Origin of the sequence: Brucella intermedia LMG 3301, from assembly GCF_000182645.1 — a bacterium.
In the GTDB taxonomy this organism is placed as follows: Bacteria; Pseudomonadota; Alphaproteobacteria; order Rhizobiales; family Rhizobiaceae; genus Brucella; species Brucella intermedia.
Window position 1 is genome coordinate 2,284,556 of the sequence record NZ_ACQA01000001.1, and the last position, 26,843, is coordinate 2,311,398.

Sequence of the window (26,843 nt, forward strand, 5' to 3'; positions counted from 1 at the left end):
CAATCACCCAACCCGAAGGTCAAATCCTGTCAGCGCCTCGTCTGCGGTGCCGGGCTTCTAGATCAGTCAAACCAACCTGTCAACCACTTTTTTCGAAGAAAATCACAAACTTAATCGAAGTTCTTTTCTCCTAACATCAACAAGACTCAATGCCCCGTCAACGCCGCCAGCCTACCAACACCCAGCATCGCTGCCAGACACCTTCAACCAACTCCAAGGACGCATCAGCCTGCCGCTTGCGGCGCCGCCGCCCTCGTTGTGGAGGCGTATATAGGGGGGACCTCTGCTATCTGTCAACAGCATCAAGGAAGTTTTTTGATGTTTTTTTGACAGCTTTCCACAAGCCGCCGGATTTCCACGTATTCGACTTATATTATAGGACTCTCATTGTCCCTCCAGCACTTGGGAGGGCCTTAAACCGGCCTTATTGCCCGAATAGCTTCTGCCGGATTTTCGAAACGGGCAATCGACGCGCCTTGCGGGGGATTGTGGATATCGTTGTCGGGCAGGCTTGTCGTTGACTTACGTTTCTTCGGCAGGCAAAACTCACATGCCCGTTTGGGAGCCTTCCGACAGAATGGAAGACACCTTGATACCGGATTGGCGGCTCTCCGCTTCTCCGACAAACGATTTCAAGCACGTTCGTGCTGTCAATTATAAAGAAGGACCGGCTACAGCAGTATGAAAGACATGGGGCCGAACAATCTCGATCCGGGTGACGAGCCCCCGCTCAGCGTAGGCGGACGGCGGCGGCCTCCGGATCGCCGTGAAGTTTCTGCCCGCTGGCTCGCTGGAACCTTCCTGACTGGCGTAACGTCATGCATGCTGATCGGCGTCGCACTGTTTGCCGCCCTGGACGGGCGCGAACAGCTGGCCACTCCGCCTGAAATCCTTGCCCGAAACGACATGCCGGGTGCGACTGACGATGTCGACGTTACCAAGGGCGGACGTCTGGTCAGCACCGTCTCGCAGCAGAAACCGCGCGACCGGCGCCGTTTCGATCTTTCCACGATGCAGAAAGTGGGTGAGCGCGAGGTTATCCGGACCCGGCCCTTCGAATTCGTCCGCATGGCCCTTGCCGTTGATCATCCGACCAACCGCAAATATCCGGCATTCGACGCCTTGACCGTATTCTCGGAAGGCCCGGCGGCACCGCAACCTGCCGATGCAGGCCAGATTTACGGCGCAAAGGTGGAAAGCGAAGTCAGCCTGCATGTCGTCGACTTCCCGATGAACAGCACAACCTTCGACGCTTCCAGCGACCTTACCGTCGATGAGGTCGAAAAGGTCGTGCGGGATACGGGCGGCCTCCTCACCGACGGGGACGTGCAGGTCGCCTCGCTTCATTATGTCGACCCCGCCCGTTTTGGCGGCTCTGACTCTCCGTTCGCGCTCGGCCCCGCGCTTGGTGTGAAGATTACGCAGGAAAATGTCAGCGTCGCCCAGCGCAGCGATGAAGATACGGTCAGCGAAGGTTTTTCAGAAGAACTGATTCCTTTCCGCCAGACAGCCGAAATTACGCAGGCGCTTGAAGATGCCGGCTACACTGGCGACGATGCCGGAAACATGGCCGACTCGCTTACCAAGCTGATGAACTCGCCCCGATTGAAGGAAGGCAGCGTTCTGAGGGTAGGCACCGAAACCCGTGACGGCGTGGACCGTATCGTGCGCGCCAGCATCTATAATCGCACGACCCATCTGGTGACGGTCGCCCTCAACGATCGCGGACAATATATACCGTCCGACGAACCGGAACAGACCCCGCTTCTGCAGACGGCTTTCGACGGCAACGCATTGCCAACGGCAATTCGTGGCAACCTCCCCAGCGTCTATGACGGGATCAGCCGGGCGGCGCTCGCCTATGGCATGTCGGAAACGATGCGCGAGCAGCTCATCAAGATGCTGGCAAGCGATGTCGACCTGCAGTCACGTCTGTCGCCCAGCGACCAGATCGACGCATTCTTCTCGCTGCCGGACGATCCCGACAAGCCCGAAGCCGATTCACAGCTTCTCTACGTGGCGGCCAATTTTGGTGGGACGACCCGCAAATTCTATCGCTATCAGGCCCCGGACGGCAGCGTCGATTATTTCAACGGCGACGGCAAGAGTGCGAAGCAGTTCCTGCTGCGCAATCCGGTTCCCAATGGTGTCTTCCGCTCGCCATTCGGCATGCGCCGCCACCCGATCCTCGGCTATAGCCGCATGCATACCGGCGTGGACTGGGCCGCACCGCGCGGCACGCCGATCATCGCTTCGGGCAATGGCGTTGTGGAAAAGGCGGGCTGGACCAACGGTTACGGCAATCAGACCCTCATCCGCCATGCCAACGGCTATGTCAGCAGCTACAGCCACCAGAACGCAATCGCCCGCGGCGTCACCGCAGGCGCACGCGTGCGGCAGGGACAGGTGATCGGCTATGTGGGATCGACGGGCCTTTCGACCGGCCCTCACCTTCACTACGAACTGATCGTGAACGACACCAAGGTCGATCCGCTGCGCATTCGCCTGCCGGACAACAAGGCGCTTTCCGGCAAGGAACTGGAAGCCTTCAAGCAGGAACGTGACCGCATCGACGCACTTTTGAACAGCGATGATAACGGCACCAAGCTCGCCTCGAACGGATCGGCCAAGAGCTGATAGAGCGTGACGCCCGGAAGGGGAAACCTGGCTTCCGGGCAAAGACATACGCAAAACAAAAGAATAGAGCATTTCCCGCGATTCAGCTTGAGCGGGAAATGCTCCGGACAGACCGGAAAGGCCCGCCCAGTTCTTTGGATTTACAGGAATGCTTATTCGGTAAATTCGACCGTTACGCCAGCCTTCACCAGCTTTGCCAGCTCTTCCGCATCCCAGTTGGTCAATCGCACGCAGCCATGGCTCGATGTCTTGCCGATTCTCGATGGTTCGGGCGTGCCGTGAATGCCATAGGTCGGCTTTGAAAGCGCGATCCATACCGTGCCGACGGGCCCATTCGGGCCGGGCGGAATGGTCAGGACCTTGTCGTTGTTACCCTGCTTGAAATTGATCTTCGGATTATAGGTGTAGTTCGGATTGATCGCGATACGCTCGACCTGAACGGTGCCGGACGGTGACGGATTGTCGGACGAACCGATGGTCGAGGGATAGGCAACGACCAGCTTGCCGGTTTCGTCATAGCCGCGAACCTGCTTGCGTCCCTTGTCCGCGATGATGCGGGCCACCTTGGTCCGGACAGGCTTGCCGAGATTGGGAACCTTCACGATCGAACCGGGCTGGTTGAAGTTCACGCCGGGATTGATCTCTTTCAGATAGGCTTCGTCTATATGAAACTTTTCACCCAGCATTTCGGTGACCGAAGTATAGGCCATTGCGGGAAGCTGGGCCTTGTGGGCGTAATCTTCCGGGATCGAGGCAACATACTGGCGCCCCACATCCTCGTTGGTGATGGTATATTCGGTGAAAGCCGGGCCGCCGGTGGCCTCAAGTTCCGCATTGACGGCGGCTTCATCCGTCGGATTGACCGACTTGCCGGTCAGTTCGCCATAGGCTGCTGCCGCCTTGTCGACATTGCTGCCCGAACGCCCGTCAATGACGCCGGGCGATGCGCCAGCACGATCGAGAAGTACCTGATAGGCTGCAATCCTTGCCTTGGCGCCCTGCCCTTTCGGCATTTCGATGGCAGGAGCCATATCGCTCGGATTGGGCACACCGCGCGGCGGCTCGTAACCGGGCTGGCCGTAATCCTGCTGGCCATCATAGCCGGGATTGGCGCTGGCTGAATTGGTATTGTCCGGATACTGATCGCCAGCCGGTGGCAGTTCCGACCGCTGCACCTGTCCGTCCCGGTTGCCGCCATATTGCGGCGCTGCCGGAGCATCTGGGTAGTAATTCGGGTCCTCGGGCACATTGCCAAAACCATCATAGGGCGCGCCGCCGTCGACCGGTCCATCGAGCGTCCAGTTGTCATCCGGCTGCGGCGCGCGGCGAACCCGGCGATCATAGGCGTTCGGATCATAATTGTTGGCATCCTCGACACTGAGGATACGCCCGCGGCGGTCCATGGTAACGCGGCGGCCATACTGATCGATGAACACCCGTACCCGGCGATCATGATAGATTTCCTCACCCGGATCGTAAAGCTGCGCAAGCTGTACCGGGCGCTCGGCAACCGTTGCATAACTGCTTTCGTCGGCGCGGGCAGAACCATCGACGGCAACTGCCGCAACGGAAGCAAACAAAGCGAAACGAAGCATGCGTGTGTAATGCGCCATGAAGAATGCCCTGGGTGATCGAGAGATCATGGATGCCGCGAATATGGTTAATAACTGATTAGCTGATAAAGCAGATGCCAGATGAACTGGACATGAAAATGGCCGAGGTCGGCCGAAAACCGGAAAACTTGTCAGGGTTCATATGAAAAAGGCGCCGCAACCTGTCCGGTTGCGGCACCCATGGCTTTCAACTCATGAACGTTCAGGCGTTCTCGTCGACCTTGCGACTTTCATCCTCTTGCGCAGTTCGAATCGGACGGAAGTTGAGCCTGTCCGAACCGGCAGTGATCTTGACGATGGAACCGTCCAGAATGTCGCCCAGAAGAATGCGCTCGGCAAGCGGGTCCTGTACTTCCTTCTGGATCACGCGCTTCAAAGGACGCGCGCCATAGGCCGGGTCGTAACCCTTATTGGCCAGCCATTCGCGTGCATCCTCTTCCAACTGCAGCACGATCTTGCGATCGTTCAGAAGCATCTGGAGACGCTGCATCTGAATATCGACAATCGCCCCCATGTCTTCGCGGCGCAGCCGGTGGAACAGGATGATTTCATCGACACGGTTCAGGAATTCCGGACGGAAGGCAGCCCGCACGACGCCCATCACTTCCTCGCGCACCGATTCGACATCGTCCTTCTCGCCAAGATTGACGAGATATTCGGCACCGAGGTTGGAGGTCATGATGATGACCGTGTTGCGAAAATCTACCGTGCGGCCCTGCCCGTCGGTCAGGCGTCCGTCGTCCAGCACCTGCAACAGCACGTTGAACACATCCGGATGCGCCTTTTCGATCTCGTCGAACAGGATCACCTGATAGGGCCTCCGGCGCACAGCTTCCGTCAGAACGCCGCCTTCCTCATAGCCGACATAGCCGGGAGGCGCACCGATCAGCCGGCTCACGGAATGCTTTTCCATGAATTCCGACATGTCGATACGAACCATGGCCGTGTCGTCCTGGAAAAGAAACGCGGCGAGTGCCTTGGTCAGTTCCGTCTTGCCGACACCCGTGGGGCCGAGGAAGATGAACGAACCGATAGGCCGGTTGGGATCCTGAAGCCCGGCGCGCGCACGGCGAACGGCCTTGGAGATTGCCTGCACCGCCTCGCCCTGACCGACGACGCGTTTTGCGAGTTCGTCCTCCATACGCAGCAGCTTCTCGCGTTCGCCTTCCAGCATCCGGTCGACCGGAATGCCCGTCCAGCGGGAAATGATTTGCGCCACGTGGTCGGGCGTAACGGTTTCCTCAAGCAGGGAACCCTTGTTTTCCTGACTTTCCGCTTCGACGAGCTGCTTTTCCAATTGCGGAATCGTGCCATAGGCAAGTTCGCCAGCCTTCTGGAATTCACCGCTGCGCTGCGCAATGGCGAGGGCATTGCGCGCCTCTTCAAGCTGACGCTTGAGATCGGCCGCAAGTCCGAGCTTCTGCTTTTCCGACTGCCATTTCGACGTCAGTTCCGCCGATTCCTCTTCCAGATCGGTCAACTCCTTTTCCAGGCGCTGGAAACGATCCTTGGAGGCGGCATCGGTTTCCACCTTCAGCGCTTCACGCTCGATTTTCAACTGCATGATGCGGCGATCGATTTCGTCCAGCTCTTCCGGCTTGGAATCGACCTGCATGCGCAGGCGCGACGCGGCCTCATCGACAAGATCGATAGCCTTGTCCGGCAGGAAACGGTCGGTGATGTAACGGTTCGACAAGGTTGCCGCGGCGACCAGAGCCGAATCCGAAACGCGCACCTTGTGATGCTGCTCGTATTTTTCCTTCAGGCCACGCAGAATCGAAATCGTATCCTCAACGGTCGGCTCATCGACGAATACTGGCTGGAAACGGCGGGCAAGCGCGGCATCCTTCTCGACATATTTGCGGTATTCCTCAAGCGTCGTCGCACCGACGCAGTGCAGTTCGCCACGTGCAAGGGCAGGCTTCAACAGGTTCGATGCATCCATTGCGCCATCGGACTTGCCTGCGCCGACGAGCGTATGCATTTCATCGATGAACAGGATGATCTGTCCGGCCGCCGTCTGCACTTCCGAAAGCACTGCTTTCAGACGTTCCTCAAACTCGCCCCGATATTTGGCGCCGGCAATCAGCGCGCCCATGTCGAGCGCCATCAACTGCTTGTCCTTCAAGGATTCTGGCACGTCGCCATTGACGATGCGCAGCGCCAGACCTTCCGCGATTGCGGTCTTGCCGACGCCCGGCTCACCGATCAGAACCGGGTTGTTCTTGGTGCGGCGCGACAGAACCTGGATGGTGCGGCGGATTTCCTCGTCACGACCGATCACCGGGTCGAGCTTGCCCGAACGCGCATCTTCGGTCAGATCGCGGGCATATTTCTTCAACGCATCAAAATTGCTTTCAGCAGACGCCGAATCGGCGGTGCGGCCTTTGCGCATGTCGTTTATGACCTTGTTGAGAGCCGTCGGCGTCACACCGGCGGCCGAAAGAATTTCAGACGTCTTTGCGGATTTTTCCATCGCCAGCGCCGTAAGGAGGCGCTCCACGGTGACGAAACTGTCACCGGCCTTGCTGGCAAGCTCCTCGGCAAGCGAGAAGACCTTGGCAAGCGGCTGGGAAAGATAAAGCTGGTCGTTGCCGCCCGATACCTTGGGCAGCTTTTCGAGCGCGGTCTGCAGTCCGATGCGCACATCGGCAATGCGCCCGCCTGCGCGTTCGATCAGCGATGAGGCAAGTCCCTCGTCGTCATCGACGAAAACCTTCAACACATGTTCCGGTGTGAACTGCTGGTTGCCGGACGATAGCGCGAATGTCTGAGCAGACTGAATGAAACCGCGAACGCGTTCCGTGTATTTTTCAATATTCATGATGTCTCCTTTGCCTTCCGGCCCGTCATGCGGCACCAGAAGATGTATGGTGACGAAGCCCCCACTTTGGGCGAGCTTCTTTCCAAGACAGCATATGGGACGATGGCCGGGTTTCGGCAAGGGTTACAGGCACTTGGAGAACCAAATAAAAATGGCGCGGAAACCGCGCCATTTTGAAGTCAATCCGAGGAAACGATCAGGCGTCGGAATTCGCCGCTTCCGTTACCGGCGTCTCGTCACCGCTATCCTTTGCGGCGCGGCGCGGACGGCCCGGACGGCGCGTGGCGCGGCGCGGTGCTGCTTCTTCGGCCGGTGCTGCATCGGCGGCAGGCGCAGCCTCGGCGGCTGCCGGTGCTGCCTGCGCGGCGACGGCCTCAACGGGGGCCGAAACATCTTCTGCTTCCGGCTGAGCCTGCTTTTCCGGGGATTGTTCGTCGGAACGTTCGTCGGCATTGAAGCGCTCGCGCTGCGGACGGCGGCCACGACCGAGACGGCGGTCGCGATTGTCGCGTTCGCGCGGCTGCTGGCGACCTTCGCCGGACTTTACCGGCTCGCCGCTTTCCTCACCGTAGACAACCTCGGCTGGCGTGCCTTCGATGACCGGCTGCGGGCCGGAGCCGTTGACGGGCTGCTGCGCTGCGGCGGGCGTGAAAACTGCTTCCTCGTCATCCGCGCCGTCATCGTCGAAGGTTTCTTCGCGCTGGAACGGCACCGGATTCTGCGCCATGGCAGCCATGATGATGCGATTGTAATGTTCAGCGTGCTGAAGATAGTTTTCGGCCATCACGCGATCGCCAGATGCCTGTGCATCGCGCGCAAGCGCTGAGTATTTTTCTGCAATATGTTGCGCATTGCCGCGGATCTTCACATCCGGGCCGTTGCTTTCATAGTTGCGCGACAGAGGATTGGGGCCCTTGCGGTTGTTGTTATTATTGTTATTCCCCCGTCCGCGCATGCGCCTGTTCTGCTGTGCTGGCCTCATATTCATCTCTTTTCAGATTAAAGGGCGTAGAAACTCCACAGCCAAAAAAGCTGCCGGTTTCACGCTATCGAGCCATGGAGGAAGTACGCCCTAAAAACTTCCCACAAATCGACTGCTCCTGAGTTAGGTGCACCATTTGAAGGTCACCGAAACTCCGCGGTTGCATTAATGCATAACCATTCCGAAAAGCTCTGCTCTTCGAGATTATGCTTGAAAGTCGTGTACTTCCGCACCAGCCATCCCCAAAGAACCCTCCAGGGAGCATGACCAAAAATCGTCATGGAGCATTTCCGCCACCGCCCATCAGCGGGCAAAACCATTCTGGCTGTATACGGTGGCCGGAAACTAAACGGCTTCGCCGCAAATTCCAAGTGTTTTTTAGCGGTTCGCCGCATCAAAATTACGTATTCGATCTGAGCGCGAAAAGCATGGCCCTTCTGTGGCCGCCAAGATCACTTGCATGTCCTGCGAGTGAAAAACCTGCGCTTTCGAACAGCGCTTCTACATCCTGGAATTGTCCGGCGCCGATCTCTACGGCAACCATTCCTTTCCTATATAGGTGATCTGCGGCCTTCTGTGCAAGGGCCCGGTAAAAATTCAGTCCGTCCACGCCGCCATCGAGCGCCGCAAGCGGATCATGTTCGCGTACTTCGCGCGACAGGCCCGCAATGTCTTCATGCGGAATATAGGGCGGATTTGAGACGATAAGATGAAACCGCCCGCTCACATGCTGGAACCAGTCGCTTTTGAGCGCGGCGAAACGGTCGCCTACCCCATTGGCGATGGCATTGATTCGCGCCATTACCAGCGCCCCTTCCGCCATATCGAGGCCGACGCCATGCGCACGCTCGAAGCGATGCAGAAGCGAGATGATGATCGCGCCCGTTCCCGTCCCCATGTCGAGGAGTTCAAGCGTGTTCTCCTGCTGCGCAAGCACGTCCAGTGCCGGGATGACCAGTTCCACCAGCGCTTCCGTATCGGGTCGGGGTTCCAGCGTTTCGGTGGACAGCCGGAAAGGCAGGCCGAAAAATTCGCGAACCCCCATGATCCGGTGAACCGGTTCGCCTTTAGCGCGTCGCTCCAGTGCATCGCAAAGCGTCTGGATGGCAGCGCCATCCACCAGTTGCTCCGGTGCAGATATCAGGTCGAGCCGCGTCCTGCCCGTCGCCCATTCGACCAGAAGCCGCGCGTCGAGGTCTGGTGTATCCAGTCCTGCCGCACGGAGCCTCGCCCGTGCATCGGCCATCAGCCGGTCGAGGCGCGTCTCGCCCACCTTACTGGCCCAGTTCAGTAAGAAGTGCGGTCTGGTGATCGGAAATCAGCGCATCGACCAGTTCGTCGAGATCGCCTTCCATCACCCGGTCGAGCTTGTAGAGCGTCAGGTTGATGCGGTGATCGGTGACACGGCCCTGCGGGAAATTATAGGTGCGGATACGCTCGGACCGGTCGCCCGAGCCGACCTGGCTGCGGCGCGATTCCGAACGCTCGGTTTCGGCCTTCTGGCGCTCCATGTCATAGAGGCGGGCACGCAGGATCTGCATGGCGCGGGCGCGGTTCTGATGCTGGGATTTTTCAGCCTGGACGACCATGATGCCGGTGGGGATATGCGTAATGCGCACAGCCGAGTCGGTCGTGTTGACGTGCTGCCCGCCAGCGCCCGAAGCTCGCATCGTATCGATGCGGATATCTTCGTTGCGTATCTCGATATCGATGTCCTCGGCCTCCGGCAGAACCGCGACTGTCGCAGCCGAGGTATGGATGCGCCCGCCAGCTTCCGTTTCGGGCACGCGCTGTACGCGGTGCACACCTGATTCGAACTTGAGCTTGGAGAACACGCCCTTGCCCGAAACGGTGGCGATGATTTCCTTGTAGCCTCCGGCATCGCCTTCGCTGGCCGATACCAGTTCGACCCGCCAGCCTTTTTCGGCGGCATAACGCTCATACATGCGGAACAGGTCGCCAGCGAAGAGCGCGGCTTCAAGACCGCCGGTACCGGCACGAATTTCCAGAATGGCGTTCTTCTCGTCGGCTGCGTCTTTCGGCAGGAGGAGAATCTGCACTTCCTGTTCCAGCGTGCCGATGCGCTTTTCGACTTCCGGCAGTTCTTCCAGCGCCAGCGCCCGCATCTCTGCATCCGTGGCCGCATCGTCACGCATCGCCGCCAGATCGACCGCTTCCCTGCGTGCGTCGGTCAGTTCGCGTATCTTGCCAACCACTTCCTGCAGTTCGGAATATTCCGATGCGAGCTTCACATAGGTTTCCGAATCCGGATTATTGGCCATCTGGCTTTCGATCATGGAGAACCGCTTCAAGAGCTGGTCCATCCGATCCTGCGGCAATGCGGTCATATCATGTCCTAGAAATTATCAACGCTTGCAAAAATACGAAACAAGACACCGCGCAATTCTGCACTGCGGCCGTCCAGTCAGGTCAATCTGCTTCGCTATAACGGAATATCGTTGTCTTCGGCAAATCTCATCAGCAGTTCGCGCAGCGAATGCGCGCTGTTGGGCTTGTCCAGCTCTTCCTTGAGCAAGGCGGTGAGCTTGCCCGCGTCCAGCGCGCCAAGCATGGCCTTTACCGGGCCAATGGCCGCGGCCGACATCGAAATCGACCGGAACCCGATACCCACCAGCGCCATGGCTGGAAGCGGCCTGCTGGCCATTTCACCGCACAGGGTAACCGGCTTGCCATGCCGGTTACCGGTCTCCACAATGTGTCGCAGTGCGCGCAGGAATGCTGGCGAAAGCTGGTCGAAGCGACCAGACATCAGCGAGTTGCCGCGATCCGTCGCCATCAGGAACTGGAACAGGTCGTTCGAGCCGACGGAAATGAAATCGACGAGCGACACCAACTCCTCGAGTTGCCAGAGCAGCGACGGCACCTCGACCATCGCCCCGAGCTTCAGGCACATCGGCAACTGGTGGGCAAAACGCGACAGGTGGCGGACTTCACGATCGATAATCTCGCGTGCGGCCTTCACCTCGCTCACTTCCGTGATCATCGGCAGCAGGATTTTCAGCTCGCGCCCGCCCGCCGCCTTCAAAAGCGCCCTTATCTGGGTACGCAGCAGGCCCGGACGATCAAGCGTCAGGCGGATGGCGCGCCAGCCGAGCGCCGGATTTTCTTCCTGCACGGTCGAGCTGAAATAGGGAAGAACCTTGTCTCCACCGATATCCAGCGTGCGGAAAGTCACCGGCTTGTCGCCCGCCGCTTCGATGACAGAGCGATAGAGGCGTTCCTGCTGTTCGGCTCGGGGGAAGGTGGAAGCCACCATGAACTGAAGCTCGGTTCGGAACAGGCCGATACCCGCCGCGCCGGACGCCGAAAGCTGCGGCAGATCGACGAGCAGCCCCGCATTCATCAGAAGCGAGATATCGACACCATCCCTGGTGACGGATGGCTTGTCCCGCAATTCGCGATAATGGGCCTGACGCCGTGCCCGGAAGCGAACCTTTTCGGCATAAGCCGTTTCCAGATCGGCCTGCGGGCGCAGGTGCATGATGCCTTCGTCGCCGTCGACAATGGCCGCATCGTTGTTTTCCGCCATGGAGACGATGCCCTTGGCCTGGCCTACCACGGGAATGCCCATGGCGCGGGCGACGATCACGACATGGCTCGTGGCCGCGCCATCTTCCAGAACGACGCCACGCAAGCGCTCACGCGGATAATCCAGAAGTTCGGCGGCCCCCATCGACCGGGCGACGATAATCGCATCCTTGACCAGTGATTCGGCGATGGTCTTGATGTCATGCCCCATGAGCTGGCGCAGCAGACGGTTTGCAAGATCGTCGAAATCCGACAGGCGCTCGCGCATATAGGGATCGGTCAGGTGCACCATGCGCGCGCGTGTGTCGCTCTGCACCTTTTCAACCGCCGCCTCGGCGGTCAGGCCGTTATGGATGGCTTCTTCCAGCCGCCGCACCCAGCCGCGGTCATGGGCAAACATGCGATAGGCTTCCAGCACTTCGCGATGCTCGCCTTCCACCGCCACGTCACGGCGCGAGAGCATGTCATCGATCGATATGCGCAAGGAGCCAAGCGCTTCGTCCAGCCGGTTCAGCTCCGCCTGGCTGTCCTCGTTGAAAAGATTGGTGACGACGATGCGCGGCTCATGCAGCACCACATGGCCAAGGCCGATACCGTCGTTGAAAGCATGTCCCGTCACGCTCATCGGACGACCGAGATCAAGCTCTATGCCCGGACGGGCAAGGCGCAGACCGTCGCCGGTCGCGATGATTTCGGCAAGGACCATGGCGGTGGTTTCAAGTGCTTCGACCTCGTCTTCGCGATAAGCCCGCTTGGTCTTGTTCTGGACGACAAGAACGCCCAAAGTGCGGCCAGCGCGAAGGACGGGAACGCCGAGGAAGGAATTATAGGCCTCTTCCCCTGTTTCCGGCAGATAGGCGAAGGCCGGATGGCTCTGCGCATCGGTCAGGTTGAGCGGACGGGCGCTTGCAGCAATCGTGCCGACCAGACCCTGACCGAGACGAAGCTGGGCCAGGTGAACAGCCTGCGGATTAAGACCTTCGGTCGCGTAGAGTTCGAGAACGCCATCGGCGCGCAATATATAGAAGGAGCAGACTTCCGCGACCATGTTCTGCGCGATTTCACGGACGATCCGGTCGAGGCGCGCCTGCGGTTCCAGCGGCTCCGCCATCAATTCGCGCAGCCGCTTGAGCAGTACGCGGGGACCGGTTGTCAGCTCACGCATGATCGTCGGGGGCTCCTTTCAGGTTGCTGGCGCGCCTTCGCCAGCCGATTTCCCAATACCCGCCCGCGATGCGTTACGCCAATCCCTTTGTGAGCATTTTTGACACCCGCGTCCAGAACAAATAGTCGCGCCTCGCAAAATGTTGCGATGCCGCGCACCCTTTCGGTTACGCGGCAAAGCTCCAAAGCAGATGCTAATCCTGTTGATTATTTATCGAGACCGTAGACCGCATGCAGCGTGCGCACGGCAAGCTCCGCATAAGGGCCGTCGATCAGGATCGAAATCTTGATTTCGGACGTCGTGATGGCGCGGATATTGATGCCCTTTTCGGCCAGCGCCTTGAAGGCGGTCGCGGCAACGCCCGCATGGCTGCGCATGCCGATGCCGATGACGGAAATCTTGGCAAGGCCGGTTTCCGACTGGATGTTATCGAAGCCGATCTCGCCCTTGACCTTGTCCAGCACCTTCAGCGCCTTGTCGATGTCGCCGGTCGGAATGGTGAAGGTCATGTCGGTCTTGGAGCCGTCTTCCGACACGTTCTGCACGATCATGTCGACATTGATGTGCTCTTCGGCGAGCGGCCCGAAAATTGCCGCCGATACGCCCGGCCGGTCGGCCACGCGCCGCAGCGAGATCTGAGCTTCATCCTTCGCAAAGGCGATACCTGTGACGACCTGCTGTTCCACGATTTCATCCTCGTCGCAAATAAGGGTTCCGGGCGGGTTGATCGGATCACCCATGCCCGGCGCATCTGGGTCCGTAAAGCTCGAGCGCACGAAAGTGCGCACCTTGTGCACCATGGCGAGTTCGACCGAACGCACCTGCAGAACCTTGGCGCCGAGCGACGCCATTTCCAGCATTTCCTCGAAGGAAATCTTCGAAAGGCGCTTCGCCTTCGGCTCCAGGCGGGGATCGGTGGTGTAGACGCCGTCCACATCCGTATAGATATCGCAGCGATCAGCCTTCACACCGGCCGCAATGGCGACGGCGGAGGTATCCGAACCGCCGCGTCCAAGCGTCGCCACGCGGTTGTCCGGACCCAGCCCCTGGAAACCGGCGACCACTGCAACCTGCCCCATTTCCATGCGGCGGATGATTTCCGAACCATCGATTTCCTGAATACGGGCCGCGCCATGGGCGTTGTCGGTCTTGATCGGAATCTGCCAGCCCTGCCACGAACGCGCATCGACGCCGATGGACTGGAGCGCGATCGCCAGAAGACCGCTCGTCACCTGCTCGCCGGAAGCGACGATGGTGTCGTATTCGCGCGCGTCGTAGAAGGGCGAGCTTGCGCCGCAGACCTTCGGCATGTTCTGCACCCAGCCGACCAGCTCGTTGGTCTTGCCGGACATGGCCGAAACGACGACGGCAACCTGATTGCCCGCTTCGACCTCGCGTTTGACGTGGCGCGCCACATTATAGATGCGTTCCAGATCGGCCACCGAAGTGCCGCCGAATTTCATCACGATGCGCGCCATTTAAGGATACGTCCCGCTCTTTAGAAAAATTACACTCTCACCTGCCCAAACCTTATATTGTTGCGACAGGCAAACCCGGGGTCACATAGCTAATATGTCGCGCTTCCGCAAGGCCGCGATTCGCATCGGGGCTCCTGAGAGCGAATTTGATTTGTTCCTCGACTTTGGAGTACTACCTTGAAAGCAGACCTGCACGCTTCCGCCGCTGGAGAATGAAATGACCGAGACCGCCCGCACCACCATCGACGCTTCGGAAATCGAGCATTTTTCACGCATCGCTGCGGAATGGTGGAACCCGCAGGGCAAGTTCCGCCCCTTGCACAAATTCAATCCGACGCGGCTTGCCTATATCAAGGAAAAAATCTGCGCCAGGTTCAACCGCGACCCCAATGCGCCGCGTCCCCTGGAAGGCCTGCGCCTCCTCGACATCGGTTGCGGCGGCGGGCTGCTCTGCGAGCCGATGGCGCGGCTTGGCGCAACCGTGATCGGAGCGGACGCTTCCACGACGAACATCGAGGTGGCGAAAATTCACGCAGCACAAAGCGGGGTCGAGGTGGACTACCGGGCCACGACCGCAGAAGCGCTGGCGGAAGCTGGTGAAAAATTTGATGTGGTGCTGAATATGGAAGTGGTCGAGCATGTCTCCGATGTCGACCTGTTCATGTCGGCAACAAGCGAAATGGTGAAGCCCGGCGGATTGATGTTCGTCGCCACCATCAACCGCACGCTGAAAGCTTACGGCCTTGCCATCATCGGCGCGGAATATGTCCTGCGCTGGCTGCCGCGCGGCACGCACCAATATGAGAAACTGGTGCGCCCGGAAGAGCTGGAATCCGCACTGGCAAAAGGTGGCCTGCGGCTCATCGACAAGCTTGGCGTAACCTATAATCCGCTTGCCGACAGCTGGAACCGCTCCCGCGATACCGACGTGAACTATATGGTGCTTGCCGAACGGCCCGCCTGATCTGTCCTGCTCTCAGCCTTTTTGCGCGCGCGTTGTCATAGCAACGCCAGCGCAAATGACCAGCGCACCGATCCAGGTCAGCGGCGGATAATGTTCGCCGAGGAACAGTGTTCCCGAAATAAGCCCCAGCGCCGCCGCGACATAGCCGATCTGGCTGAGATAAACCGGGCCGCCGACCGCCTGCAGGCGGAAGAACAGGGCGAACATGCCCGCGGATGCAATCGACTGGACAAGGGCAGCCCATGGCGCGAGCGCCAGGGTTTCAATCGGAAACTGGCCGGTGAGCATGAATATTCCGGCAAACAGCATCAGCGCAGACGCCAGATGGCTTCCGGCAGCAAGCTCGGTCGGATCGGAGCTCTTTGGCCAGTCGAGCGTGCGGTAGACATTGCCGATGGCCAGAAAGACCGGAATGAGCAATGCCGCGGCGATCCACAGAGGGTCGGCGGGCTTTCCCACTTCGCCGCGCGTCATCGCCACCATCACCGCGCCGACAAAGCCCAGGGCTATGCCGCCGATCCCGAGCGCATTGGGACGCCGCAGTCCGAATCCCATCGACAGGACGAGCGTGATCACCGGCGACAGCGTGTACATGATGCCGGTAAAACCGGCGCCAAGGCGCGGAATGGCGGAAAGAATGAGGAGATTGGGCACGGCATAGGAGACGAAGGCGGTGCAGATATAATAACGCAACCGACCGCCCGAAAAGCCGATCTTCTTACCTTGCAGGCGAAGAACCGCGAAAAGAATGATCCCGGCACTCGCCGAAAACAGAAAGGTCCAGATGGCAGGCGGAATACCCGCCTGCGCGGCAATCTTGCCGAGCGGCAGGATGAGCCCCAGCAAGGTGCCGGTTGCGATCAGCAAAAAAGGCGCAGAATCCGTCAGTTTCATGCGCCCTGTCTCCTGCGCGGCAATCAGTTCTTGTCTTCTGGAAATACCGGCAGCGGCAGAACGTCGACACCGTCTTCGAGCAAGGAATGCACATCTTCGCGCGAGGCTTCACCGTAGATGCCACGTGTTTCGGCTTCGCCGAAATGAATCTTCCGGGCTTCCTCGGCGAATTTGTCGCCGACATAATCCGCGTTCTCGCGAACCTTGCGGCTCAATTCCCGCATCTCGTCCAGTATCTGTTTCTGCGTGTCGCCGAGCGCCATGGCAATCTTCTCCTTGCCACGGCTTGTCGAAACGGCCGGCGCCATCAGCGATTTCTGGACAACTTGCGAATTGCATACCGGGCACGCGACCAGCTTCATTCCCGACTGGCGGTCGAAATCGGCATTGTCGCGAAACCAGCCTTCGAATTCATGGCCCTGATCGCAATGAAGCGAAAAGCGGATCATGGAATTTATGCGTCCTCTTTCTGTTGGGCGGAGCAAGTCCGTATATCGAACTCCCGCGCATTCTTCAGGTTCGGTATCTTGGCGCGTGCGGCTGCGCTTTCCGCCACGTCGATGTCGGCCAGGATGACACCCGGCTCATCGTGATCGGCTTCGGCGAGAACCTTGCCCCATGGCGAGACGATGATCGAATGGCCATAGGTTTCGCGCCCGTCCTCATGCAGGCCACCTTGCGCGGCCGAGATCAGGAATGCACCATTCTCGATGGCGCGCGCACGCTGCAAAACGTGCCAGTGCGCCTCACCGGTCTGCTTCGTAAAGGCCGCGGGGCCGGTAATCACATTGGCACCGGCAAGCGCCTGCGCGCGGAACAATTGCGGAAAACGGATATCGTAGCAGATCGCCATGCCGAGATTGGCAAAAGGCAGTTCGGCAATAATGGTTTCCCTGCCCGGCTCGTAGGTCGCTGATTCGCGCCAGCTTTCACCATTGTCCAGATCGACGTCGAACATATGGATCTTGTCATAGGTCGCGAGTTTCTCGCCAGAAGGCGTGAAAATTCCGGCGCGATTGGCGATCTTGCCGTCACCCGTATCGATGGCGGTTGAACCGATATGCAGGAAGATGCCGTGTTTCGCCGCCAATGCAGAAGCAGCCTTGAAAACCAGATCATTGGCTTCGTCACGCAGGCTGGCCTTGAAGGCGACCCGATCGCGCATCATCGCGCCGGTCATCTCCGGCGACTGCACATAAGCCGCGCCCTTCGACGCCGCCTCGGCGACGAATTTCTCCAGGGTCTCGACGTTGCGGACGACGTCGGTACCCGATCGCATCTGTATTGCGGCAGCGCGGAACGTGCTCATCGGTTTCTCCCAATAACCTCAGTTCAATTGGCCAGTCTCGAGCAGGCCGTCGAGTTTTCCCTGATCTTCCAGCGCATGAAGATCGTCGCAGCCACCGACGTGAAACGAACCGACGAAAATCTGGGGGAACGTATTGCGCCCGGAACGCGCCTGCATTTCCGCGCGTAATTCCGGCGTTGCTCCCGCATTGATTTCATTGAATTCCACGCCCTTGCGGGTCAGCAATTCCTTGGCCATGGTGCAATATGGGCAACCGGGGCGCGTGTAGATGGTGACGTCAACCATGAAAAACTCCATTCTTTGCCCACTATATAAGCGGCAACGGTGCCCACTGGAAGCCCCGAAGCTTTTCACGAGCCAGTGTTGAGTGGTGAGCCTAATCCGGCAGAACGCGGCTGAACGTCAGCACGTCCACGCTTCTTGCGCCGCCACGCAGCAAGGCGCGCGTCACCGCCTTCACCGTCGCGCCAGTGGTGTAGACGTCATCGATCAGCAGGACCCGGCGCCCGCGAATATGAATCTCATGTTCCTGCGGCACGCGAAACGCGCCGTCCACATTGCGCTTTCGTTCCTTGATGCCGAGGCCGATCTGCTGTTCCGTCCTACGTACCCGCTTGATGCCTTGCGGTGCAAAGGGTTTCATCTCCAGTTTTGCCAGGGCACGGGCAAGCTCCGCCGACTGGTTGAAACGCCGCTGCCAGAACCGCCAGCGATGCAGGGGCACAGGCAGGATCACATCACATTCGTCCAGCAATTCGCGGCCCGCGCGCTGCATCCAGCGCGCCATCCACGGGGCCAGATCGGTCCGGTCATGAAACTTCAGCGAGACCGCCATGCGTTGTGCCGCTCCCCGATGCAGAACCGCGGAGCGGAGCCGCCGGAAAGGCGGCGGGTCGGCAATCGCCTCCGCACTCATGAAATTCTCGCCGAAATCGTGGCTGAATGGTATGCCGAGGACGGGACAATAGGGCCTTTCGATAAACCGCAGTTCCGGCCAGCATTTCGGACACAATGTCCCCGGTTCGGACACATGCATCCGGCAGCCGATGCATGTCGGCGGGAACAGCGTATCCGCCGATGATCGGACAGCCCTGCCGACAAGCTGCCGAAGCCCTTGGCCAGCGCTGCGCAAAAAGGTTTGATGCGTTCTGTCGTCATCCGCCATTGCATTCGCCCCCGTTCGAATGCATCTATCCCGCAACGATTGTACTGAACCTTGCTCGAAAGAGAAGACGGAATCCATGCCTGCGCCGACCGATGATAGCGCGATCTTCGATCGCGACCTCCTGCTCTCGTTTCGCCGCCGCGCCTTTGCGCGCGCCGAACCCGGCGCGGATTTCCTGTTGCAGCGCATCGCCGACGATCTCGCCGACCGCCTCGACGCTGTAGAGCGCCGTTTCCCCGTAGCCGTCGATCTCGCTGGCCATACCGGCGCGGCGGCGGCGGCCATTGCCCGGTCCGGCAAGGCCGACCTGATTGTCCGCATCGAACGCGACAGGGATTTTTTGCAAGGCCCATTCCCGGCTATTGTCGGTGATGAGGAAATACTTCCGCTGAAACCCGCGAGCGCCGATCTTGTCGTCTCGCTGATGGCCCTGCACGCGACGAACGATACGCCGGGTGCCATGGTGCAGGTTGCCCGCGCCCTGAAACCGGATGGGCTTTTTCTGGCTGCTTTGAGTGGCAGCGGAACGCTTGGAGAACTCCGCGAAAGTCTTCTTCAGGCCGAAATCGAACTCACCGGCGGTGCTTCACCGCGCATTTTCCCGTTCCCGGACGTACGCGATGTGGGCGGCCTTCTGCAACGCGCGGGCTTCGCCCTGCCCGTAACGGATGTCGACAACATCACCGTGCGCTATGATTCGCTGTTCAACCTGATGGCCGACCTGCGCGCCATGGGCATGCAGAACATCCTGCGCGACCGTTCCAGAAAGCCGGTATCGAAACGCTTGTTTCTGCGCGCCGCCGAAATCTATGCCGAACGGTTCTCCGACCCGGACGGGCGCATTCGCGCCACCTTCTCCATCATCTGGCTGTCGGGCTGGGCGCCGCATGAATCGCAGCAGAAACCGTTGAAGCCGGGCTCCGCAAAAGCATCGCTGGCGGAAGCGCTCAAAAAGGCAGAAGAAAACTGATCAGCAATCGCCGCGGTGGCTGCCATCGGCCTCGATGATGCAGACGGAGTCGGGGCTTGGCTGAAGCACGCTCTTGCGCACCGTATAGGTCTGGCCTGGTGTGTGGGGCTGGGCGCTGGCGTCACGCTTGACCGAACCGGTCATGGTGCGGTCGATCCCGGCAGGCAGCACCGATTGAGCCGCGATCTTGTTTGCCTGATCGTTGAGGATCGGCACGATGATCAACGCCAGGGCGACAACGGCAGAGCCGAACAGCAGCACAACGCGCAGGATTCCACGACCAGCCTTGGTTAGCGGCTTGGCGGTATATTCGTTGTGATCGGCGCTAAAATAATTGTTGTCGAAACTCATGCTTCAAGACTCCGGGGCAGCTCGTAAACGAGAATGCCTCAACGGAGTGAATCATAGATTAACCGGCCAGCGGAATCGTAAGACGTTGCCAACCTTTTTCCACAGCTGGCGCAAGCAGTTGGCTTAGAGCAGATCAAGCAGGAAAGGGATCAGCGGTTCATCGGCCGGCGGCATCGGATAGTCGCGCATATCCTTCGGGCGAACCCATTTCAGCGCCTGCCCCTCGAGCCCCCGCGCAATGCCTTCATAACGGCGGCAGACATAGAGCGGCATGAGCAGGTGGAAGTCATCATAGGTATGGCTGGCGAATGTCAGCGGCGCAAGGCAGGCCACTTTCGTGGTGATACCGATTTCTTCCTGCAATTCGCGGATTAACGTTTCTTCGGGCGTCTCGCCCGGCTCCACCTTGCCGCCGGGAAACTCCCACAGCCCGGCAAGCTGCTTGCCTTCCGGGCGTTGCGTCAGCAGAACCCGGCCATCCGAATCCACTAGCGCGCAAGCCGCCACCAGAAGAATGCGGCGTCCCTTCACCTCGGTCATTTCTCGTTGCTCTCCCGATAGGCATAGCGATAGGCTTCCTGAAAGCCGAAGCTTTCGTAAAGTGCAAGCCCGGCCACATTGTCCGCCTCGATTTGCAGCCATGCGGTCTTCGCGCCAAGCTTTGCCGCCCATTTGAGCGCCGAACCGACAATCGCATGCCCGTGACCCTTGCGCCTTGCATCACGCAACGTTCCGACATCGAACAGGCCCGCCATCACGCCGTCCTGCACGCAAAGCAGGTTGGAGACGGCACGGCCCCCTTCCTCCAGCACGAACATGCCCTTGTTCGGACGAACATTGTTGAGAAGCTCGGAGAAGCCGGGGCGCATGTCGTCCGGCCTTTCATGGATGGACAGCGAAGCGTCCACGAAACGACCGACATCCTTCAGGGGTATCTGGTCAATCGCGCCCGACAGATCGAGTTCCTCGAGGTTTGCGGTCATCACGATGGTTTCGTCCCGCCGCTTCCAGCCGAGCCCCTCGAGATAATCCTCCAGCTCGCGCGGCGCGAGCGGGGAAAGCCGGAAGCAGGGAATGCGGCCATAGGCGCGGAAACGCTGCGCGGCCAGTTCAACGCGTGTGGGAATGTCGCGCGTGTCGCCGGGATCGAGCGGATTGATCGAGTTGAGACGCCGGGAAGGATGCGCTGCCGTCATGCGTATTGCCCATGTGCCGTCATAGTGGACAGACGTGGCAGGCCAGGCGCGGAAGCCGACGGCTTCAAGCTGGCGGACGATGGCGAGGCTTGGGGTGCCGGGTTTTTCCATCACTTCGATCAACTTCTGTAATCGCCGTTGATGGCAACATATTCCTTGGTGAGGTCGCAGGTCCAGACGGTTGCCTTGCCCTTGCCCATCCCCAGATCGACGCGAATACGAATATCCTCGCCCTGCATATAGGCGGACGTCGCGGCTTCCGAATAGGCCGGATCGCGCTCGCCCTGATGCGCAACGCGAATATCGCCGAACCAGATGGCAAGCCGGTCGCGGTCAGCCGGTTCGCCAGCCTTGCCGACGGCCATGACCACGCGGCCCCAATTTGCGTCTTCGCCAGCGACAGCCGTCTTGACCAGCGGTGAATTGGCGATGGAAAGTGCAATCTTCTTGGCGGAGGCTCCAGACTTTGCGCCTGTCACTTCCACTTCCACCATCTTGCGGGCGCCCTCACCGTCGCGCACGACCTGCAGCGCCAGAGACTTCAGAAGACGGCCAAGCGCCTTCTTGAATTCACCCAGCCGCTTGTCGGCGGGGTCGGTAATCTCCGGCGCACCGCGTTCCGCCGCCGTGCCGGTGGCGAACAGCATCAAGGTGTCCGACGTGGATGTGTCGCTATCCACCGTCACCGCATTGAAGGTGGAGCCAACGCCCTTCGACAGAAGGCTTTGCAGCACATGCGCCTTGATCGGCGCATCGGTGACGACAAAGGAAAGCATCGTCGCCATATCCGGCGCGATCATGCCTGCGCCCTTGGCGATACCGTTGATCGTGACCGGCACCTGACCGAGCAGCACCGTTTCGGTGGCAACTTTCGGATAGGTATCGGTGGTCATGATCGCCTTGGCGGCTTCCGTCCAGAAATCCTCGACCGCGTCCCTGTTCATGTCGCCAAGCAGATGGGAGAACTTGCCGGCATCGAGCGGTTCGCCGATCACGCCGGTCGAAGCGAGAAAGACATCCGTCGTGGCGCAGCCGACAGCCTTGGCGGCGGCTTCGGCGGTTGCTTCCGTCGCCGCGCGACCCTTGATCCCGGTAAAGGCATTGGCGTTGCCGGAATTGACGACAACCGCACGGGCCTTCCCGTGCACGAGGTTGCGGCGGCAAAAATCGACAGGCGCCGACGGGCAGAGCGAACGGGTAAATACGCCAGCGGCTTCCGCCGGTCGGTCGAAGACCATCAGCATCACATCCGTTCGGCCCTTATACTTGATCCCGGCAGCAGCGGTGGCGATGCGCACGCCATGGACAACCGGCATTGTAGGATAGTGTTTTGGTGCGAGCGGAGAAACTGACGCGGACATATGTGCCTCAATGGGATGCGGTTTCGTAGAAAACCCGGAAATCGCAATGCCATCAAATGGCTATTACGTGTTTTCGGATTCAAAAGCCTGACGCGCGCATTGGAAAGGTTTGCGATCTAAAATCAAGCGGGAAACGCAGGATCGAAATAAAAAACGCCCCGGCAAGCCGGGGCGTTGATGCTTGAAGCGGGATTTACTGCTGTGGAGCAGCTTCTTCCGGCGCGTCGTCCTTGTCCGCGCCTTCCTGGGCAGCGGCAGCGTCCTTCATGGCTTTCTCGACAGCCGGGTCCTTGTAGTCGATCTTCATGCCGTCACGCAGCTTCTTGACGGTTTCGACATAACGCTCGCGCATGATGATCGAACGGATCTGGTCCTTGACCTGATCGAATGCCGGAGGCTGCTTGGTGCGGCGATCTTCGAGCTGGATGACGTGGAAGCCGAACTGGGACTGGACCGGCTCCTTGGTGTATTCGCCCGGCTTCAGCGCAAAGGCGGCCTTTTCAAATTCCGGCACCATCTGGCCTTCGGTGAAGTAACCGAGGTCGCCGCCATTGGAAGCCGTACCGTCGGTCGAGCTTTCCTTGGCGAGGTCCTCGAACTTGGCACCGCCTGCAAGCTTCTTGATGATGGCTTCGGCTTCTTCCTTGGTCTTCACGAGGATGTGACGCGCGCGCACTTCCACCTGCGGCGGCATGGCGGCGATTTCCTTGTCGTAGCGCGCACGCACATCGTCATCGCTGATCTTGTCGACAACGGCGTCCTTGAAATATTCGTTATGGAGAGCGCGCTCACGCAGGAATTCCATGCGATCCTTGAATTCCTTCGACTGATCGAGCTTTTCCTTTTCCGCTTCGCCAGCCATTGCCTTGATGTCGATCAGGGCAGCGAGCGCGGCCAGACGACGCTGCTCGGCAGGAAGGCGCGAGAACTGCGGATCGAGATCGCCTGCAGCCTGGTCGACTTCACCGACAGTGATGTCCTTGCCGTTGACGGTCGCCAGAACCTTGGTCGGATCTTCTTTTTCCGCGGGAGCGGCAGCAGGCTTTTCCGTACCCTGGGCGGCATCCTGTGCGAATGCTGGGCCAGAGTAGCTTGCCAGCGCCACCGAGGCCGCCAGAGACATGCCGACGACAGCGAGAGCCTTGCGATAAGGGGCTTTCAGAATGGCTTTCATATGGAATTCTCTCCTTCGTGACCGCTTACGGGCCCGATGAATGCGGCGGAATTTGGCCCGGACACCTTCAATATTACGACAAAGGAAAGGTTTTCCAGCCTTTAAAGCAACGTTGACATCGCCCGAAGCCCCTCTTATCTGTCCTTCGGCTTTACGTCCAGTAAGGGGCGGGGGAATTGCGCCGGAAATGCGCCGTATCTGGCAGCTTTCGCAGCGCAGTTTTCTTGCAATTGTTTCAATACGCGTGAATAAAGCATTCGACATTGCCGGAAGCGCTTCCGGCTGAACGGACAGGAAAGGACCAGTGATGGTCAGCTTTGGCGGCCTCGCCCGCAAGATATTCGGTTCATCCAACGACCGCCGCGTGAAAATCCTGCGCCAGCGGGCCAATCAAATTACTGCTATCGAGAAGAATTACGAAAATCTTACCGATGAGCAACTGCAGGCCAAGACCGCGGAATTTCGCGCGGCGCTGACTGGTGGCAAAACGCTCGACTCCATTTTGCCCGACGCTTTTGCAACTGCGCGTGAGGCCGCCAAGCGTGTGCTCGGCATGCGCCCGTTCGACGTGCAGCTGATCGGCGGCATGGTTCTGCACGAGCGCGGCATCGCCGAAATGCGTACCGGTGAAGGCAAGACCCTGATGGCAACGCTGCCGGTCTACCTCAACGCGCTTGAGGGCAAGGGCGTGCATGTGGTGACGGTCAACGACTACCTCGCCAGCCGCGACGCTGAAACCATGGGCAGGCTCTATAACTTCCTCGGCCTGACCGTCGGCGTCATCAAGCACGGTCTCGACGACGATGAGCGCCGCGCGGCCTATGCCTGCGACATCACCTATGGCACCAACAACGAGTTGGGCTTCGACTATCTGCGTGACAACATGAAGTATGAGCGCGCCCAGATGGTGCAGCGCCCGCACAATTACGCCATCGTCGACGAAGTGGACTCGATCCTCATCGACGAGGCGCGCACGCCGCTCATCATTTCCGGCCCGCTGGAAGACCGTTCGGATTTCTACAATCTCATCGACACCTTCATTCCAGCCCTTGAGCCGGAAGATTTTGAAATCGACGAGAAGCAGAAGACCGCCATCTTCACCGAAGTCGGTACCGAGAAGGTTGAACAGCTTCTGGAAGCTGCGGGCCACCTCAAGGGTGAAAGCCTCTACGACATCGAGAATGTCGCGGTCGTTCACCATCTGAACAATGCGCTGCGCGCCCACAAGCTGTTCCAGCGCGACAAGGACTACATCGTCCGCAATGACGAGATCGTCATCATCGACGAATTTACCGGCCGCATGATGCCGGGCCGCCGCTATTCGGAAGGTCTGCACCAGGCACTGGAAGCCAAGGAACACGTGACCATCCAGCCGGAAAACCAGACTCTGGCCTCGATCACGTTCCAGAACTACTTCCGCATGTACAACAAGCTGTCGGGCATGACCGGCACGGCTGCGACGGAAGCGGAAGAATTCGGCAATATTTACGGCCTCGAAGTACTCGAGATTCCGACCAATCTGCCGGTGCAGCGTATCGACGAAGACGATGAAGTCTATCGCACCGTCGAAGAAAAATACCGCGCCATCGTGCGCGATATCCGCGCCTCGCACGAAAAGGGACAGCCGATCCTCGTCGGCACGACCTCGATCGAAAAGTCGGAACAGCTGGCAGAACGCCTTCGCAAGGAAGGCATCAAGGAATTCCAGGTCCTGAACGCCCGCTATCACGAGCAGGAAGCCTATATCATCGCGCAGGCCGGTGTACCGGGAACGATCACCATCGCCACCAACATGGCCGGTCGCGGTACCGATATTCAGCTCGGTGGCAATCTGGAAATGCGCGTCCGTCAGGAACTCTCCGACGTGCCGGAAGGTCCGGAGCGCGAAGCGAAAATTGCTGCGATCAAGGCCGACATCGCGCAATTGAAGGAAAAAGCCCTGGCCGCCGGGGGGCTTTACGTTCTCGCTACCGAGCGCCACGAAAGCCGCCGCATCGACAACCAGCTGCGCGGCCGTTCGGGCCGTCAGGGCGATCCGGGCCGCTCGAAGTTCTTCCTGTCGCTGCAGGACGACCTGATGCGCATCTTCGGTTCCGACCGCATGGACAGCATGTTGCAGAAGCTCGGCCTCAAGGAAGACGAAGCCATCGTCCATCCCTGGATCAACAAGGCGCTTGAAAAGGCGCAGAAGAAGGTCGAAGCGCGCAACTTCGAAATCCGCAAGAACCTTCTGAAATACGACGACGTGATGAACGATCAGCGCAAGGTGATCTTTGAACAGCGTCTGGAAATGATGGATGAAGAAGACCTGACCGAGACCGTCGGCGAAATGCGTCATGAGGTCATCGAGGACATGGTCGCCCTGCGCATCCCCAAGGACGCTTATGCGGAAAAGTGGGATATCGCCGGTCTCAAGGAAGACATCATCTCCAAGCTCAATCTCGACCTGCCGGTGGAGGATTGGGCCAAGGAAGAAGGCATAGCGGAGGAAGAGTTCGAGAACCGCATCAAGGAAGCCGCCGACAAGGCTGCTGCCGAGAAGGCCGAACGCTTCGGCCCGCAGATCATGACCTATGTCGAGAAGTCGGTCATCATGCAGTCGCTGGATAATCTCTGGCGCGAGCATCTGGTCAATCTCGACCATCTGCGTTCGGTCGTCGGTTTCCGCGGTTACGCCCAGCGCGACCCGCTGAACGAATACAAGACCGAAGCGTTCGAACTGTTCCAGTCAATGCTTGCCAATCTGCGCGAAGTAGTCATCTCCCAGCTTATGCGCGTCGAGATCGTTCGCGAAGCGCCGCCTGAGCCCGAATTGCCGCCGATGACAGGCCGTCATATCGACGGCACGACCGGCGAGAACGACTTCGATGAAGCGGCGTGGGCGGAACACCAGCATGACGACCGCAACGTGCCTGCCGCCGAACGCGATCCAGCCGATCCACGCACATGGGGTAAGGTCAGCCGCAACGAAGCCTGCCCTTGCGGCTCCGGCAAGAAATACAAGCACTGCCACGGCGCTTTCGAGTGATGTGAGCCAAGGCTTCCGCCTTCTCCAATTCATGAACCCCGGCAAGCCAATTGCCGGGGTTTATTGTTTCAGCGGCAATGCATATCGCTACGGTTGACGAGCAGTTCTATGCTTGTTTCATTTTAGATGATTCAAATATAGATACCGTTTAGAAAATACTCACCATTCCTTGAATTCGTCCGA

General features: G+C 59.4%; 21 protein-coding genes. 4 read left to right on the top strand and 17 right to left on the bottom strand.

Annotated elements, in window-relative coordinates; all coding sequences use genetic code 11:
* Window positions 1–681 precede the first annotated feature (681 nt).
* Window positions 682–2,637 (top strand): M23 family metallopeptidase, encoded by a 1,956-nt coding sequence (locus OINT_RS10975; RefSeq protein WP_006472263.1) that lies wholly within the window; start codon window positions 682–684, stop codon window positions 2,635–2,637.
* A gap of 152 nt (window positions 2,638–2,789) precedes the next feature.
* On the opposite strand, the gene OINT_RS10980 is transcribed toward OINT_RS10975, so the two are convergent.
* The 7 genes from OINT_RS10980 to OINT_RS11010 form a co-directional block, all read right to left on the bottom strand.
* On the bottom strand, window positions 2,790–4,250 hold the full coding sequence (locus tag OINT_RS10980) for a L,D-transpeptidase (protein WP_022567615.1): 1,461 nt from the start codon (window positions 4,248–4,250) through the stop codon (window positions 2,790–2,792).
* 202 nt (window positions 4,251–4,452) lie between these two features.
* The gene (gene clpB / locus OINT_RS10985; protein WP_006472259.1) at window positions 4,453–7,074 is read right to left on the bottom strand and encodes an ATP-dependent chaperone ClpB; all 2,622 of its coding nucleotides are present in this window, start codon (window positions 7,072–7,074) and stop codon (window positions 4,453–4,455) included.
* 196 nt (window positions 7,075–7,270) lie between these two features.
* Window positions 7,271–8,056: a DUF4167 domain-containing protein gene (locus OINT_RS10990; RefSeq protein WP_036565504.1), complete on the bottom strand. Its 786-nt coding sequence runs from the start codon at window positions 8,054–8,056 to the stop codon at window positions 7,271–7,273.
* A gap of 400 nt (window positions 8,057–8,456) precedes the next feature.
* The gene (gene prmC, locus OINT_RS10995) at window positions 8,457–9,302 is read right to left on the bottom strand and encodes a peptide chain release factor N(5)-glutamine methyltransferase (RefSeq protein ID WP_006472256.1); all 846 of its coding nucleotides are present in this window, start codon (window positions 9,300–9,302) and stop codon (window positions 8,457–8,459) included.
* A gap of 28 nt (window positions 9,303–9,330) precedes the next feature.
* Window positions 9,331–10,404 (bottom strand): peptide chain release factor 1, encoded by a 1,074-nt coding sequence (gene prfA, locus OINT_RS11000; RefSeq protein WP_006467882.1) that lies wholly within the window; start codon window positions 10,402–10,404, stop codon window positions 9,331–9,333.
* A 95-nt stretch (window positions 10,405–10,499) separates the two neighbouring features.
* Window positions 10,500–12,770, bottom strand: coding sequence for a phosphoenolpyruvate--protein phosphotransferase (ptsP, locus tag OINT_RS11005; RefSeq protein WP_006467883.1), 2,271 nt, complete (start codon window positions 12,768–12,770; stop codon window positions 10,500–10,502).
* A 206-nt stretch (window positions 12,771–12,976) separates the two neighbouring features.
* On the bottom strand, window positions 12,977–14,248 hold the full coding sequence (locus OINT_RS11010) for an aspartate kinase (protein ID WP_006467884.1): 1,272 nt from the start codon (window positions 14,246–14,248) through the stop codon (window positions 12,977–12,979).
* Between the two features lie 217 nt (window positions 14,249–14,465).
* Here OINT_RS11010 and ubiG point away from each other — a divergent pair, with 217 nt between their 5' ends.
* Window positions 14,466–15,212 (top strand): bifunctional 2-polyprenyl-6-hydroxyphenol methylase/3-demethylubiquinol 3-O-methyltransferase UbiG, encoded by a 747-nt coding sequence (gene ubiG, locus OINT_RS11015; RefSeq protein WP_006467885.1) that lies wholly within the window; start codon window positions 14,466–14,468, stop codon window positions 15,210–15,212.
* 12 nt (window positions 15,213–15,224) lie between these two features.
* Here ubiG and OINT_RS11020 read toward each other — a convergent pair whose 3' ends face one another.
* The 5 genes from OINT_RS11020 to OINT_RS11040 form a co-directional block, all read right to left on the bottom strand.
* On the bottom strand, window positions 15,225–16,106 hold the full coding sequence (locus OINT_RS11020) for a DMT family transporter (protein WP_006467886.1): 882 nt from the start codon (window positions 16,104–16,106) through the stop codon (window positions 15,225–15,227).
* Between the two features lie 23 nt (window positions 16,107–16,129).
* Window positions 16,130–16,555, bottom strand: coding sequence for a DUF1178 family protein (locus tag OINT_RS11025; protein WP_006472255.1), 426 nt, complete (start codon window positions 16,553–16,555; stop codon window positions 16,130–16,132).
* 5 nt (window positions 16,556–16,560) lie between these two features.
* Window positions 16,561–17,415 carry a carbon-nitrogen hydrolase family protein gene (locus OINT_RS11030; protein ID WP_006467888.1) on the bottom strand — a complete coding sequence of 285 codons (855 nt, stop codon included), beginning with the start codon at window positions 17,413–17,415 and terminating at the stop codon, window positions 16,561–16,563.
* Window positions 17,416–17,433: 18 nt separating this feature from the next.
* A complete protein-coding gene (gene grxC / locus OINT_RS11035; RefSeq protein ID WP_006472254.1) occupies window positions 17,434–17,700 on the bottom strand; it encodes a glutaredoxin 3 in 267 nt (88 codons plus the stop codon).
* Window positions 17,701–17,791: 91 nt separating this feature from the next.
* Window positions 17,792–18,580: a ComF family protein gene (locus OINT_RS11040; RefSeq protein WP_006472253.1), complete on the bottom strand. Its 789-nt coding sequence runs from the start codon at window positions 18,578–18,580 to the stop codon at window positions 17,792–17,794.
* A gap of 76 nt (window positions 18,581–18,656) precedes the next feature.
* Here OINT_RS11040 and OINT_RS11045 point away from each other — a divergent pair, with 76 nt between their 5' ends.
* Entirely contained in the window at window positions 18,657–19,550 is an 894-nt protein-coding gene (locus tag OINT_RS11045) for a methyltransferase domain-containing protein (RefSeq protein WP_006472252.1), read from the top strand.
* Here OINT_RS11045 and OINT_RS11050 read toward each other — a convergent pair whose 3' ends face one another.
* The 5 genes from OINT_RS11050 to OINT_RS11070 form a co-directional block, all read right to left on the bottom strand.
* On the bottom strand, window positions 19,551–19,901 hold the full coding sequence (locus tag OINT_RS11050; RefSeq protein ID WP_006467892.1) for a hypothetical protein: 351 nt from the start codon (window positions 19,899–19,901) through the stop codon (window positions 19,551–19,553).
* 123 nt (window positions 19,902–20,024) lie between these two features.
* Window positions 20,025–20,441: an 8-oxo-dGTP diphosphatase MutT gene (gene mutT / locus OINT_RS11055; RefSeq protein ID WP_006467893.1), complete on the bottom strand. Its 417-nt coding sequence runs from the start codon at window positions 20,439–20,441 to the stop codon at window positions 20,025–20,027.
* Window positions 20,438–21,208, bottom strand: a complete 771-nt coding sequence (locus tag OINT_RS11060) for a GNAT family N-acetyltransferase (RefSeq protein WP_031346633.1) — start codon at window positions 21,206–21,208, stop codon at window positions 20,438–20,440. Before OINT_RS11060 ends, mutT begins: the two co-directional genes overlap by 4 nt.
* Before the next feature lie 8 nt (window positions 21,209–21,216).
* Entirely contained in the window at window positions 21,217–22,458 is a 1,242-nt protein-coding gene (gene argJ / locus OINT_RS11065; RefSeq protein ID WP_006467895.1) for a bifunctional glutamate N-acetyltransferase/amino-acid acetyltransferase ArgJ, read from the bottom strand.
* Between the two features lie 193 nt (window positions 22,459–22,651).
* Window positions 22,652–23,632, bottom strand: a complete 981-nt coding sequence (locus OINT_RS11070; protein WP_006472251.1) for a peptidylprolyl isomerase — start codon at window positions 23,630–23,632, stop codon at window positions 22,652–22,654.
* 307 nt (window positions 23,633–23,939) lie between these two features.
* On the opposite strand from OINT_RS11070, the gene secA reads away from it, so the two are divergent.
* Window positions 23,940–26,660 (top strand): preprotein translocase subunit SecA, encoded by a 2,721-nt coding sequence (gene secA / locus OINT_RS11075; RefSeq protein WP_006472250.1) that lies wholly within the window; start codon window positions 23,940–23,942, stop codon window positions 26,658–26,660.
* The last annotated feature ends 183 nt before the right edge of the window (window positions 26,661–26,843 follow it).